The sequence below is a fragment of the Shimia sp. NS0008-38b genome (genome assembly GCF_040370365.1).
GTDB lineage: Bacteria > Pseudomonadota > Alphaproteobacteria > Rhodobacterales > Rhodobacteraceae > Shimia.
Genome location: NZ_BAABWQ010000003.1, coordinates 273,179 through 285,923 on the forward strand (window position 1 = coordinate 273,179; position 12,745 = coordinate 285,923).

The window sequence follows — 12,745 nt, forward strand, 5'->3', positions numbered from 1 at the left end:
GGGCTCTCCAGCGTCTGAATGAATACTCTGAGCCATGTAAGGCTGCGGGGGGCATATCACCCTGTGATCAGTTTTCCCAGCCCAGTTAGTGGCAAAAAACGCGTCGTGTGAATTTTACGCAGACCATTCCTATTGAGGACGCGTTTGCAGGCAGGCGTTAACGAATTTGGGCACCTCTGCAAAACCGTCGCACTACCGACGTGATACAGATGTGCCCAAAACCTACGCTCTTAACCTTTGACTTTACAGCCGTTGACCATCCGCACCAAAGAAATGCACCAGCTCTTGCGGGAACATAAGCCCAACACGGTCGCCCACTTTTTGGTCCACATTTCCGCCGCTGATCCGCACGGTGATCTTATCTTCCTGTCCCACATCAAGGATCAGAAACGTGTCAGCACCAAGGTATTCAATCACCTCAACCGTGCCATCACATTGCCCCGCACCGGCGTTGCAAATCTCGATATGTTCAGGCCGCACCCCAACCTTGGCCGCCGCACCAGTCAGGCCGAATGGGCCACTCCCGGACACCGCCAGCTGGTAGCTGTCATCACCCGGTTGCGCGGAACACTCCAGAATGTTCATCTTCGGGCTGCCAATGAACTGCGCCACGAAAAGATTCCCTGGCTTTTCATAGAGTTCTCTTGGTGTGCCCACCTGCGCGATGTGGCCATATTCCAGCACCACAATCCGGTCCGCCAACGTCATCGCCTCAACCTGATCGTGCGTCACGTAGATCATTGTGCGCTTCAAGTCTTGGTGCAGTTTTGCGATCTCATAGCGCATCTCCACCCGCAACGCTGCGTCCAGATTGGACAGAGGCTCGTCAAAGAGAAACGCCGTGGGGTCGCGCACAATCGAGCGCCCAATCGCCACCCGTTGCCGCTGCCCACCAGACAGATCCTTGGGCCGGCGTTCCAGATAGTCGGTCAACTTCAGGATTTCTGCCGCGTGCGACACCTGTCGGCTGATCTCGTCTTTGGCAACGCCCGCCACTTTAAGAGAAAATCCCATGTTTTCGGCCACAGTCAAATGCGGATAAAGCGCATAGGACTGAAACACCATGGTCAGCCCACGTTTGCTCGGCGGATGATCTGTGACATCGTTGCCGGCGATCTCCAGACCGCCCCGGCTGATGTCTTCCAACCCGCCAATCATCCGCAGCAAAGTCGATTTGCCGCAGCCTGACGGGCCAACAAAGACCACAAATTCACCGTCCTGAATCTCAAGATCAATGCCTTTGATGACCTGAATTTCACCAAACCACTTTTCGACCGCTTTTAGATTGATACTCCCCATCAGTCCCTCCCTGCCCATGCCAGCCACACTGCCGCAGTCCAGGTGAACGTGCCACCGCCTGCTGCCTTACCGTTCATTGGATCAAAATACTCAGCAAAACCGTGCTCTTTGATGAGCCCGGCCGTCTTGTCAGCCAAAGCCTTGGCCTCCGTTTTGTGGCCCATGTCCTCCAGACCGATTCCGATCAACAGATTGACCACCGCCCAAGTTGGACCACGCCAGTAACGCCGCGCATCAAAGCTCTCCGCGTTCGGGTCATTGCTTGGCACCGGATAGGGCACCCGCGTCATCACATCACGCAGACGTGCCAGCATCTTGGCGTTTTCCACACCTGCAAACCAGCATAGGTAAGACGCGTTCGACAAACATCCGGCCCATTCTCCGCTCAGCACATCACGCGAGTCGTACCCGCCCAGTTCCTCATTCCAGAGCGTCTCAGCCCCGGTCACCAACAACTCGATGCTGGCCGCAATGCCAGAGGTGTCTTCCCCCAAGGCCTCGCCAATCACCTGCAAGTCGCGCGCGGCGCGCAGAGTGGTGAAGGTCATTGTGGGATCCGCAACCCGGAACGGGCTTTCTGCCAACATGGCCGCTTGATCCCAATTCAGGCGCCGCCCCATCTGTACCAGCTTGATATAGCGGTCATAATCATACTTGGTTGGCCGGTCGTCACTGTTTACATGCGCTGTGTCACGGCGGGTATATTCCCCAACATCAGACGCATCCATACGCGCCATGGTATTGTCCCAATCCGGTGCGTTGTCTCGCCCGGTCTCCCATGGATGGGTCGTGCACACTGCGCCACGATGCAGACGCCACCGCATGATCCAGTTGTGCCATTTTACCATCTTGGGGTAGAGCGCAGCCAATCGCTCGCGTCCAACGCCCTTGTCTTGTTCCCACACGAACCGTGCCATGGTCGCAGCAATGGGGGGTTGGATGATCCCTGATGACGGGATCGGTCCTTCGCAGCCCCACACGTCCGGCCCGGGGAAATACCCCGGATCACTTTTGTGGAACAAGATATGCGGCACCATACCGTCCGCCCATTGGCCTTTAAACAGCGTCTCGATCTCAACCCATGCGCGGTCCACATCAAACTGCGCAAAGCCCAAGGCAGCCACGGCGCTGTCCCAATTCCATTGGTATGGGTAAAGCCCCGCTGTGGGCACGGTGTAGCCGCCCCGATCATTGGTGATCAGGATTTCACGTGCCTGTTCACTGATTGCGGTATTACTAGTCATCGTCTTATCCTTTGACAGACCCGGCCGTCAGGCCTTTGGTCATGAAGCGTTCTAATCCCAAAAACAGCGCCATAATCGGCAGCGTGGCGATCACCGCCCCTGCCATCAGGTGTTGCCTTGGAATCTCAGAAGAGTTGAGCATCGCCACCCCGCGGGTGAGCGTGAATTTAGAAGGGTCATCCAGCAGCATGAACGCGAGCAGGAATTCGTTCCACGCGATCATGAAGACATAAAGAGACACCGATGCCAGCGCTGGAAGGCTCAGCGGCAGGGTGATTTTCCAGATCACTGCCAGTCGCGACAACCCGTCCATCAACCCAGCTTCTTCAACCTCAGTTGGAAGACCTCGGAAATACCCCTGGAGCATGTATAGCGCGACAGGGATGGTTGTGACCGGATAGATCATCACAATCCCGGTGATTGAGTTGCGCAGCCCCGTCATCGAAAACGCGATGTAAATCGGCAGCGCCAAAACAATCATGGGCACCATGTAAATCAACAGGATAGAGCGTGAAAACGCTTTCTGTCCCTTGAACCGGAACCGCGCCACCGCATAGGCACCCGGCACGCTGAACGCCAATGTGATGAACACCGTCAGCACCGAGACGTAGAAAGATGTCCATAGATATGTGCCGAAATTGAAGTCCCGGAAAAGCTCAACATAGCTGCGGAACAGTGCTGTGCCTTTGCTCAGTTCAATGGAGAAATCCAGCGGGTTCTGCAGCAAGGCCTGCTGCGATTTCAGGCTGGTCATCACCATCACGTAAAACGGGATAATCACAATCGCGGTGAAAAAGATGTAGCCAAACCCCGTCAGGAACCGGATCACAGCGGCTTCATATTCATGCCGCGTCAACTCCGCAAAAGGTGTGTCATGCAAAATCGCTTTGAGCCCAAAGTGCATACCCACAAACACCGCCAACATCGCCACCAAAACCGCAGAGATCGAAACCCCCTCGCCAGTCAGCACCGGACCAAATTGGGAGAACAACGCCGCCGCCATGACCAGGCTTGCGGCCAATCGGGCCGGCGCCTCTGGCGCGGGGAAGCGCACATAGATCAGCCCCGTCACAGCGCCCCAGATGAGGCACAGAAGGATCTGCGGGCGAAACGCGGCACCGGTGGCAAATGACATGGCAATCGCGATGGTCGTGGCCATCACAACCAACCACAGCGCGCCCAAAATCGGGCCGGTTATATAACCTTTACGCATCACAAGCCCTCCTCGCGGCTGATGTATTTGAAGAAAACGAACGAGAAGCAAAGCAGGCACAGCAGGATGACCACCGCCACGGCCGCGCCGGCCCCGATGTTGGAAATCGCAAAGGCCTGTTCATACACATTCACGGTCAAAGTGCGTGTGCCCGCGTTGCCGCCTGTCAGCAGGAAAATGTCGTCAAACTTGTTAAAAGTCCAAATGAAGCGCAGCAGAAACAACACAGACAGGATGCCCAAAAGCTGCGGCAGACTCAGCAGCCAGAACTTCTGGAATGGCGACGCCCCATCCATATCGGCGGCCTCATACATCGACGTATCGATGCTCTGCATCCGCGCGAGAATGAACAAGAAGGACAGCGGGAAGTACCGCCAGATTTCAAACACCGTGACCATCACCAGCGCCAGCGGGCGATCACCAAAGAAGTTGATCGCACTCTGTGTGACGCCCATCTGAATCAACAGGGCGTTGGCAGAGCCTGAAAACGGATCAAACAACGTAACCCAGGTGAAGGCCACCGCAATCACCGGCGCCACATAAGGAAACAGGTACAGCCCGCGAATGAAGCCTTGCCCCTTAAAGCTCTTGTTCAGCAAGAGCGCCGCAAACAGCCCCATCAACAGTGCACCAATGGTGCCAAACACCGTGTAAAACATCGTCACGCCAAACACGGACCAGAACTCACCACCATCAAACAGACGTTTGTAGTTCTCCAAAGACAACTCGGGGCTGGTCAATGTGCTCTTGCCACCACCTGTCACCTCTGGCTCACTGTCTTCCACAGCGGCCTCAAGCGCATCCTCTCCCATGTCAGACGTGATTGGCAGGCGCAATCTTTCACGCTCGCCGCCCTCCATCTCACCAAAATCACAGAAGAAATCTCGTCCCTCTAGGGAACAAGCCTCTGGCAGGGTTTCACGAAACTGCACACCGTCCGGCAAGGTGTCAGCAAGCGTTACCCCTTGAATGCTCTCCTCCTGAGAGGAGTTTCGGACACGGTATTCGATGCGCATATCTTCGCCGCTGCCACGCAGGCTTTCGCGCACGATGGGCGCAGGCGGGCGCAGGTCCTGCAGAGCGAAGGGTTTGAAACTGATCCAGATGACAGCGAACAGGGGTAACACCACAACCAACGCAACACTGATCAGCGTAGGAGCCAGTAGCCCCCATGCCAGTCGTGCTTCACGTTTGGCCAGTGCACCCGTGCCTGTCGGCGGGAGAGCCGTAGACATAGGGGAACCTCACAAGGAAAAAGCTGCGAGAAAAAGGATAACAGCGGCCCACCTGCACGCCAGGCAGGCCGCTGCGTCAGACGCAGGAAGGGGTTACTGGACTTTCGACAATTCGTCGTTCATCGCAGCAACCGCCGCAGCAGCGTCAAGTTCATCATCGATGTATTGACGCACAATGCGGTTGATCGCCTGACTGTTGATGATCTTGGACGCGAGGGACAGCTGGCCTTCGGCCACACCCCAACGTTTGGCCACATCCAGGCCACCCACGATTTCGTCAATCATTGCTTGATCATAAAGCTCACCCAAGGGCGCTTTACGATCCACGCCCACTGGCAGCTTGGACCAAGCCACAGAGAAAGCGGTTGGATCGTCAGCCGTACCGCGGCGCACTGGGAACTTACCCTCAGGTGCAATCGACAGCGTCTGCGTATAGCCGTCATCCATCGCAAATTTCACAAAGTCCATCGCCGCATCGGTGTCTGCATCCGATGTAATGCCGAAGTAACGCACGTCACCCCAAGCAGCCCCATCAGGATTGGACGGACCAGAGAAGTTGGTCACGATGCCTGTCATACCAGCCAATTTGTTGGAGGTTGGATCATCGGTGATTGTGGGCGGAGCACTGTCGCGCAGACCGGCCAGTTCGTCCAAAATGAACGGAGACCAGATGATCATTGCGGCCTTACCAGCAAAGTAGAGCTCACGTGACTGTTTCCAGTACAGCTCACCCGGAGGGGACGCTTTGGCGATTGCTTTGTAGAAGTTCAGCACTTCGGTGGTCGCGGCTTCGTCCAGCGGCTTAAAGCCATCGGCACCCACAGGGCTCACACCATTGGCCAGGAACACGTGCTCAAGCACTTGGCTCATGAAGTTTTCATCAACCTTGGTCGCCGCCACAAAACCGTACATCTCTGGCGGGTTGTGCAGCGCTTCAAGAGCCGCCAGCACGTTGTCAAAACTGCTTGGCGCTTCCAGTCCAGCGGCGTCAAACAAGTCTTTGCGATAGACAACCATCTGTGTCCAGCCATCAACCGGAACAGAGGCTGTTTCGCCGTTGAAGTCGGCCATGGCCACCGCACCCGGTGCGAATGTCTCAACGCCCAGCGCCTCTACAACCTCAGAGGCCGCTTCGGTGTCAAGAATACCGGCTTCCGCCCAAGGCAGCGCGTACTGCAATGTGTGATAGATCACATCGGGCAAATCGCCTGCCGCAAACGCAGCTGTGGCACGTGTGCCCAGATCGCTTTCGCTGACCGGGATCACCTCAACTTCAGTGCCGCTGGCTGCTTTGAACTGTTCCGCCATTTCCTGCTGTTTCGCAAGACGCTCTGGCTGTTCCTCTGTTGTCCAGAACCGAATGGTGTCAGCCTGAACGGACATTGCCGTCAGAGCCAACGCCAAAGACGTGCTCATCAAAAGTTTCGAAGAAGTGTAGCGTGACATGATAATCCTCCCTGATTTCTGTTCACATTTTTTCTAATTTTGCGGCCAGCTCTTCAGAGCTTAGGGCCGGTGGGCCATCTGAGTGTCGCTCAACCAAAAGCGCCTCAGAAACTTCGCGCAGCGTTTCCGGGGCCTCACCCCGGATCTGGCGGATCAGCAGTTCTGCCAATCGCGCTCCAGCACGCCGCGTATCAACATTATATGTGGTCAATCCGGGGCGCGCGAACTCCGCCTCAGGCACCCCGTCATATCCAATCAAGGACACATCCTGCCCCACGCTCAATCCCAAATCGCCCAGCGCATCATAAGCGCCAAGTGCTGGCATATCGGTGGCAAACACTATTCCTGTTGGCGGCGTCGACAACGCCATCAGTCCCCGCACCGCGTCTGCGCCTTCTGCACGGGTGCGCGCCCCTTGGCACATCAGATCCGCATCAAACGCCAACCCCGCCGCACTCAGCCCGGCTTTAAAGCCTTCGCGACGCAAATGCGTGTAGTTGAAATTCTCGGTGCTACCGACGTATCCAATGCGCTGATGACCCAACCCCGCCAATCGCGTGACCGCGCTGCACATGGCCGCTTCACCAAGAATATCATACCAGGATCCGCTTTGCTGCGCAGGCGGCACCCCGTGTTCGGTCCGACCAAACATCACATGCGGCACGTTGCGCTCTCTGAGCATAGCAACACGCGGGTCGCTGACTTCGGTCCGCGGCAGGATAAAGCCGTCCGCTTTTCGCTCATCGATCAAACGTTCCAGAACCCGCTGCATATCTGCATCTGACAAAGCTGTCGAAACCGTCAACGTCCATCCAAATCCGCTGGCGGTTTCACAAGCGCCCATCAAGAACTCTTGCAAAAACGGGTTGTGCCGGTCCGGCTCGTCCATCTGCAAAACCAAGGCCAAAGCACGCACACGGCCTGTACGAATTGCCTGCGCATGGCTCAATGGCTGATACCCCAATTTTTTAGCGGTACTCGCCACGCGCTTGCGGGTGGTTTCGGAAATATCTGTGTAGCCATTCATAGCGCGGGAAACGGTGCTTTTGGACATCCCCAAATGCGCCGCCAAATCATTGATAGTCACACGCCCACCACTGCGACGTAGCGGGAGAGCCTCCAATGTTTCCGAGTTATTTCGAATCGCTGACATACTGGAACTATTTTCCCCGAAACCGGTTTCGGCAACAGGTTCTGCGAGGTTTTTTTCTCAACAAGACGCCGCAGCGGGCAAAAACAGCAGCAAACGCAGGAAAAAATAGGCACTTTTTGTACGTGAAAAACATCCAGACGTATGAACAAGGCCAACATATCTTGCAGTTTTGGTCGGACCATATATGATCGCCGCGGAAAATGGGGGACCAATCAGCAACGTGTCAGAGGATGCAAACATACAGCGCGCTGCAGACCAGATTGTGGAGTCTCTGACGCAGGCCATTCACACTGGCACACTTGAGGTCGGACAAGCGCCGCCGTCAGAGCGTCAACTTATGCAAGATTTCGGCGCCAGCCGCACCGTTGTGCGCGAAGCCATTGGCCGTTTGGCCGCACAGGGTCTCTTACATGTGCGCCCGCGTCACCGCCCCGTGGTGCGTGCGCCTGATTTTGATGCCGCTGCAGAGGCGCTGCAAAGCATTGTCACGCACCTTTTGAAAGCCCCCAATGGCACAAAGCAGCTGTTTGACACCCGCGTCTTTGTTGAAGCTGGCATCGTCAGGCTGGCAGCGCAAAAAGCAACCAAAGCGGACATTCTCAATATCAAAACCGCACTGGAGGCCAACCGCGCCGCCACTGAGGATTATGACCTGTTTTATGAAACTGACATCGCCTTTCACGGCGCCCTATTTGCGGTCTCCGCCAATCCGGCCTTGATCGCATTTCATAAGGCTTACACCTCTTGGATCGCGCCACAGTGGCAACAGATGCGACATCTACCAGCGCGCAACATACTGAACGTAACATCTCACGAAGCGATCTTTGACGCCATCCTCATGCGCGACCCCGACGCCGCCGAGGCGGCCCTGACCTCTCACTTGGCCGACGCTTGGGACCAAGTGCATGCCACCTTTGGAGACACGTGATGCCCCTACCCACTCACCCTATCAACAAAATCGCCTGCGTGGGCGAGGTGATGATTGAGCTCATTGCCAACGACAGCGACACCGCCCGTATCGGCGTCGCAGGCGACACGTTCAACACCGCCTACTACATCAATGCGCTGCTTGCAGACACTGAGGTTTCAACCTCTTATGTCACGGCTCTGGGCGACGATGCTTTTTCAGATCGGATCCTTAAAACGATCCAAGGCCATGGGATCAAAACAAATGCCATAGAGCGGCGCGCAGGACAAATGCCGGGTCTTTATGCGATTGAAACGGATGACGCAGGCGAACGCAGCTTTAGTTATTGGCGTTCTGCCGCTGCCGCGCGCTCGATTTTCACACCGCCATGCGCAGTGCCCATCGAGGTGCTCAACGGATTTGATCTTGTGCTCTTTTCGGGCATCAGCATGGCCATCTTGCCCCCGGAGACCCGCGCAAAGGTATTGGACTGGATCGACAGTTTCCGCGCCAATGGCGGCCTGTTGGCCTATGACAGCAACCACCGCCCACGCCTTTGGGAATCCGTAGAGGTCGCGCGCGCAACAAATGTCGCCATGTGGCAACGCGCCGACATTGCGCTGCCGTCTGTCGATGATGAAATGGATCTTTTTGGTGACGCATCGGAGGCCGACGCCCTTACAAGACTGCAGTCTTATGGAGTGACGTTTGGCGCCCTAAAACGCGGCGACAAAGGACCGCTAAATATCGCGACGGGGGCGCCACTGGAAAACGCCCTAGCAGCCCCCAAAGTGGTCGATAGCACAGCCGCAGGCGACAGCTTTAACGCAGGTTTTCTGGCAGCCATCGCAAAAGGAAAAGACGTCACCGACGCCATGGCGCTTGGCCATTCTTTGGCAGCCTATGTTGTGACCAAACGTGGCGCTATTCTCGATATCTCAGGTCAAAGATTGGCCTCACCAAAATAGGCGCACGGCCCCTTCCAAGAGGGGCCGCCCACTTTATCTTACGCAAGCCCAATCCAAGCCGCATCCCGCTGCGATGAACGCACACATGCATCAATGAACCGCATTCCGGCCATGCCTTCCTGAATACCGGGCAACAGCGTGCCGACATCTCCCACCGCACCAGCCTGATGCGCACGGATCATCGCCGCAGCCTCCAAATAAATGTTGGCAAACCCTTCCAAGTACCCTTCCGGATGCCCCCCCGGCGTCCGTGTCAGGCCCTCGGTCATCTCCAGTGCACCGCTCCCGGCACGTGTCAGGATCTGAGTGGGTTTGCCAAACTCCGTGAAGCGCATCTGGTTGGGATCTTCCTGCGCCCATTCCAGCCCGCCTTTGTCGCCATACACCCGCAGGCGCAGCGCATTCTCGTTGCCAGGTGCCACCTGTGAGCTCCACAGCATACCTCGGGCACCTTCGGCAAACCGCAGCATGATATGCGCGTTGTCGTCCACCTGTCTGCCCGGCACAAAGCTCTGCAAATCTGCGCACAGGCTTTCCGGGGTCAATCCCGTTACAAAACACGCCAGATTAAATGCGTGAGTGCCAATATCTCCAATCGAGCCGCCGGCACCGCTGCGGGCCGGATCGGTGCGCCACGCCGCTTGTTTGTTGTCCGCCGGCTGCGCTTCGGTCAACCAGTCTTGGGCATATTCGACCTGCACCACCCGCAGCGTGCCCAGCGCGCCATCTGCAATCATCTGCTGCGCCTGCCGGATCAACGGATACCCTGTGTAATTGTGAGTCAGGATCATCAAGGCATCAGACGTTTCCGCCAATTTCGCAAACTTGCGTGCCTCTGGCAGTGTTGCCGTCAAAGGTTTGTCGCAGATCACATGGATGCCACGCTTCAGAAACTCCCGCGCAGCCGGGAAGTGCATGTGGTTTGGTGTCACAATTGCCACGGCATCAATGCCGTCTTTCAAGCGGGCCTCACGGATCGCCATGGACTTGTAGTCATCATAGGTCCGGTCCGGAGCCAGCCCCAAGGCTTGGCCCGACGCCTGTGCCTTCTGAGGCGTCGACGACAACGCCCCCGCCACCAATTCATATTGGCCATCAAGCCGGGCTGCGATCCGGTGCACCGCGCCAATAAACGCGTCATTGCCGCCGCCAACCATGCCCAATCGCAATGGGCGCTCAAATCCGCTCATGATGTGATCCCCAGCATGCGTTTGTTCGCCTCTTCATCGGTGCCACCATCGGCAAAATCATCAAACGCTTTCTCCGTCACACGAATGATGTGGTCACGCACAAAAGCCGCCCCTTCACGGGCACCATCTTCTGGATGCTTCAGCGCGCATTCCCATTCGACCACGGCCCAGCCATCAAAATCATTGGCCGCCATCTTGGAAAACACTTTGCCAAAATCGACCTGCCCATCGCCAAGGCTGCGGAACCGCCCTGCGCGATCCACCCAGCTCTGGTAGCCGCCATACACCCCCTGCTTAGAGGTTGGGTTGAACTCCGCATCTTTGACATGGAACATCTTGATCCGGTCGGCGTAATCGTCAATATGCCCGATGTATTCCAAACACTGCAGCACAAAATGGCTCGGATCATACAGCATGTTGCAGCGGGGATGGTTCCCCACCCGCTCAAGGAACATCTCAAAGGTGACCCCGTCATGCAGATCCTCACCGGGGTGAATTTCATAACAGATGTCCACGCCCATCTGATCCGCATGATCCAAGATCGGGCGCCAGCGCCGCGCCAACTCATCAAATGCGGTTTCAACAAGTCCGGCGGGCCGCTGCGGCCACGGGTAAATATACGGCCACGCCAAAGCGCCCGAAAATGTCGCATGTTGGGAAATGCCAAGGTTGTAGCTTGCAGTGATGGCCAATTTCATCTGATCGACCGCCCAGGCTTGTCGGGCTTTCGGATTGCCACGAACCTCTGGTGCCGCAAAGCCATCAAATGCTTCGTCATAGGCGGGGTGAACCGCAACCAGCTGCCCTTGCAGATGGGTCGACAATTCTGTGATTTCAACGCCGTTCTCGCGCGCCACGCCCACAAGTTCTTCGCAGTAGGATTGTGAACTGGCGGCACGGGCAAGGTCAAACAGACGACCGTCCCAGCTGGGCACTTGCACACCCTTATAGCCACAATCAGCGGCCCATTTGGTGATGCTGTCCCAAGAGTTAAATGGGGCGTCGTCACTGGCAAATTGAGCCAAAAACAGCGCGGGACCTTTGATTGTTTGCATGATCTTTCTCCTGTTGAAAGAAGAGGGCCCTTGGGAGAAGGCCCTCTTCTCGGGTACCCGAATGGCGCTTTAGAAAGGCGAATCCGGGAAGTAGAAGGACGCAGCATTCTCAGGTGTGATCAACGTCGCACCCAGAATGTAGCGGCCAGCAACGGGGCCATTGGATTTGAAGGCTGCCACAGTGACATCCATCGCAGTTGCGATCATGGATGGTGGATACAGCACATCAACCGGCACAAGTTCATTGCCCTCCATGATGGCTTTGATGGTTTCTTTCATGCCAGCACCGCCAACAACAAACATTCCATCTCCATCACGGCCAGCCTGCTTCAGCGCGGCAACAACGCCAATCGCGATGTCATCATCCTGCGCCCACACTGCATCGATGTCGGGGAAGCGGGACAGGAAATCTTGCATCACTTCAAAGCCGTCATCGCGGTTCCAGTTGGCATGTTTGTGATCGAGAACGTTGATACCGGAACCTTCGATTTCCGCCATAAACGCGTCAAAGCGCTCGTTGTCGATCAGCGTCGGAATCCCGCGCAGCACCACGATGTTGTCGCCATCCTTCAGGCGGCCTTTCATGTATTCTGCAGACACACGCCCCAGCTCCGGGTTGTTGCCCGCAACATAGATGTCCTCAATGCCTGGCTGGCTCAAACCACGGTCCACCACGGTAATCAGCGCACCTGAATTTTTCACGTTAAGCACCGGGTCCGTCAGCGGCTCACTCTCAAAAGGCAGCACCACAAGGGCGTCGATCTGATGAACAGAGACCAGGTCTTCCAGCGCACTGGCCTGACTTGCGGGATCTGGCGAGTTCACCAACACAAGATCGACATCCGGGTAAAGCGCCTCAAGCCGTTTTTCGGCCTGTTCAGCATGCCAGTTCATACCAGCAGCCCAAGCGTGCGTTGGAGTTGGATAGCTGACCCCGATCTTGATGGTCTCAGCGGTTGCCATCCCCGTCATGGCCATCACCGCAGCGGCGGTCATGCTCCCAATTTTGTACAGTTTTTTCATGTCTTCCTCCCT

General features: G+C 56.4%; 11 protein-coding genes. 2 read left to right on the plus strand and 9 right to left on the minus strand.

The features are described 5' to 3' along the window. Positions 1-243 precede the first annotated feature (243 nt). The 6 genes from ABWV47_RS13360 to ABWV47_RS13385 all read right to left on the minus strand — a co-directional run bounded on the left by ABWV47_RS13360 (position 244) and on the right by ABWV47_RS13385 (position 7,590). Positions 244-1,299 (minus strand): ABC transporter ATP-binding protein, encoded by a 1,056-nt coding sequence (locus tag ABWV47_RS13360; RefSeq protein WP_353312608.1) that lies wholly within the window; start codon positions 1,297-1,299, stop codon positions 244-246. Continuing rightward, positions 1,299-2,543 (minus strand): MGH1-like glycoside hydrolase domain-containing protein, encoded by a 1,245-nt coding sequence (locus ABWV47_RS13365; RefSeq protein ID WP_353312610.1) that lies wholly within the window; start codon positions 2,541-2,543, stop codon positions 1,299-1,301. The genes ABWV47_RS13360 and ABWV47_RS13365 overlap by 1 nt, the downstream gene beginning before the upstream one ends. A 4-nt stretch (positions 2,544-2,547) precedes the next feature. Further along, complete coding sequence (locus tag ABWV47_RS13370; protein ID WP_353312612.1) at positions 2,548-3,756, minus strand: carbohydrate ABC transporter permease; 1,209 nt, start codon at positions 3,754-3,756, stop codon at positions 2,548-2,550. After that, the gene (locus ABWV47_RS13375; RefSeq protein ID WP_353312614.1) at positions 3,756-4,991 is read right to left on the minus strand and encodes a carbohydrate ABC transporter permease; all 1,236 of its coding nucleotides are present in this window, start codon (positions 4,989-4,991) and stop codon (positions 3,756-3,758) included. The genes ABWV47_RS13370 and ABWV47_RS13375 overlap by 1 nt, the downstream gene beginning before the upstream one ends. Before the next feature lie 93 nt (positions 4,992-5,084). Continuing rightward, positions 5,085-6,437, minus strand: a complete 1,353-nt coding sequence (locus ABWV47_RS13380) for an ABC transporter substrate-binding protein (protein WP_353312616.1) — start codon at positions 6,435-6,437, stop codon at positions 5,085-5,087. A 22-nt stretch (positions 6,438-6,459) separates the two neighbouring features. Beyond that, entirely contained in the window at positions 6,460-7,590 is a 1,131-nt protein-coding gene (locus ABWV47_RS13385) for a LacI family DNA-binding transcriptional regulator (RefSeq protein WP_353312618.1), read from the minus strand. 184 nt (positions 7,591-7,774) lie between these two features. On the opposite strand from ABWV47_RS13385, the gene ABWV47_RS13390 reads away from it, so the two are divergent. Both ABWV47_RS13390 and ABWV47_RS13395 read left to right on the plus strand, forming a co-directional pair. Next, complete coding sequence (locus ABWV47_RS13390) at positions 7,775-8,518, plus strand: FadR/GntR family transcriptional regulator (protein WP_353312620.1); 744 nt, start codon at positions 7,775-7,777, stop codon at positions 8,516-8,518. Further along, on the plus strand, positions 8,518-9,465 hold the full coding sequence (locus tag ABWV47_RS13395) for a sugar kinase (protein WP_353312621.1): 948 nt from the start codon (positions 8,518-8,520) through the stop codon (positions 9,463-9,465). The genes ABWV47_RS13390 and ABWV47_RS13395 overlap by 1 nt, the downstream gene beginning before the upstream one ends. Before the next feature lie 38 nt (positions 9,466-9,503). Here the strand turns inward: ABWV47_RS13395 and ABWV47_RS13400 are convergent, their stop codons facing one another. The 3 genes from ABWV47_RS13400 to ABWV47_RS13410 all read right to left on the minus strand — a co-directional run bounded on the left by ABWV47_RS13400 (position 9,504) and on the right by ABWV47_RS13410 (position 12,733). Further along, positions 9,504-10,655, minus strand: a complete 1,152-nt coding sequence (locus ABWV47_RS13400; RefSeq protein WP_353312623.1) for a Gfo/Idh/MocA family protein — start codon at positions 10,653-10,655, stop codon at positions 9,504-9,506. Further along, positions 10,652-11,710, minus strand: coding sequence for a sugar phosphate isomerase/epimerase family protein (locus ABWV47_RS13405; RefSeq protein ID WP_353312625.1), 1,059 nt, complete (start codon positions 11,708-11,710; stop codon positions 10,652-10,654). The genes ABWV47_RS13400 and ABWV47_RS13405 overlap by 4 nt, the downstream gene beginning before the upstream one ends. A gap of 69 nt (positions 11,711-11,779) precedes the next feature. Next, positions 11,780-12,733 (minus strand): substrate-binding domain-containing protein, encoded by a 954-nt coding sequence (locus ABWV47_RS13410; protein WP_353312627.1) that lies wholly within the window; start codon positions 12,731-12,733, stop codon positions 11,780-11,782. Between the last annotated feature and the right edge of the window lie 12 nt (positions 12,734-12,745).

Excerpts from the sequence above, each read along its gene's own strand:
- ABWV47_RS13360 (WP_353312608.1), bottom strand. The coding sequence starts at position 1,299 with ATGGGGAGTATCAATCTAAAAGCGGTCGAAAAGTGGTTTGGTGAAATT.
- ABWV47_RS13365 (WP_353312610.1), bottom strand. The coding sequence starts at position 2,543 with ATGACTAGTAATACCGCAATCAGTGAACAGGCACGTGAAATCCTGATC.
- ABWV47_RS13370 (WP_353312612.1), bottom strand. The coding sequence starts at position 3,756 with ATGCGTAAAGGTTATATAACCGGCCCGATTTTGGGCGCGCTGTGGTTG.
- ABWV47_RS13375 (WP_353312614.1), bottom strand. The coding sequence starts at position 4,991 with ATGTCTACGGCTCTCCCGCCGACAGGCACGGGTGCACTGGCCAAACGT.
- ABWV47_RS13380 (WP_353312616.1), bottom strand. The coding sequence starts at position 6,437 with ATGTCACGCTACACTTCTTCGAAACTTTTGATGAGCACGTCTTTGGCG.
- ABWV47_RS13385 (WP_353312618.1), bottom strand. The coding sequence starts at position 7,590 with ATGTCAGCGATTCGAAATAACTCGGAAACATTGGAGGCTCTCCCGCTA.
- ABWV47_RS13390 (WP_353312620.1), top strand. The coding sequence starts at position 7,775 with ATGATCGCCGCGGAAAATGGGGGACCAATCAGCAACGTGTCAGAGGAT.
- ABWV47_RS13395 (WP_353312621.1), top strand. The coding sequence starts at position 8,518 with ATGCCCCTACCCACTCACCCTATCAACAAAATCGCCTGCGTGGGCGAG.
- ABWV47_RS13400 (WP_353312623.1), bottom strand. The coding sequence starts at position 10,655 with ATGAGCGGATTTGAGCGCCCATTGCGATTGGGCATGGTTGGCGGCGGC.
- ABWV47_RS13405 (WP_353312625.1), bottom strand. The coding sequence starts at position 11,710 with ATGCAAACAATCAAAGGTCCCGCGCTGTTTTTGGCTCAATTTGCCAGT.
- ABWV47_RS13410 (WP_353312627.1), bottom strand. The coding sequence starts at position 12,733 with ATGAAAAAACTGTACAAAATTGGGAGCATGACCGCCGCTGCGGTGATG.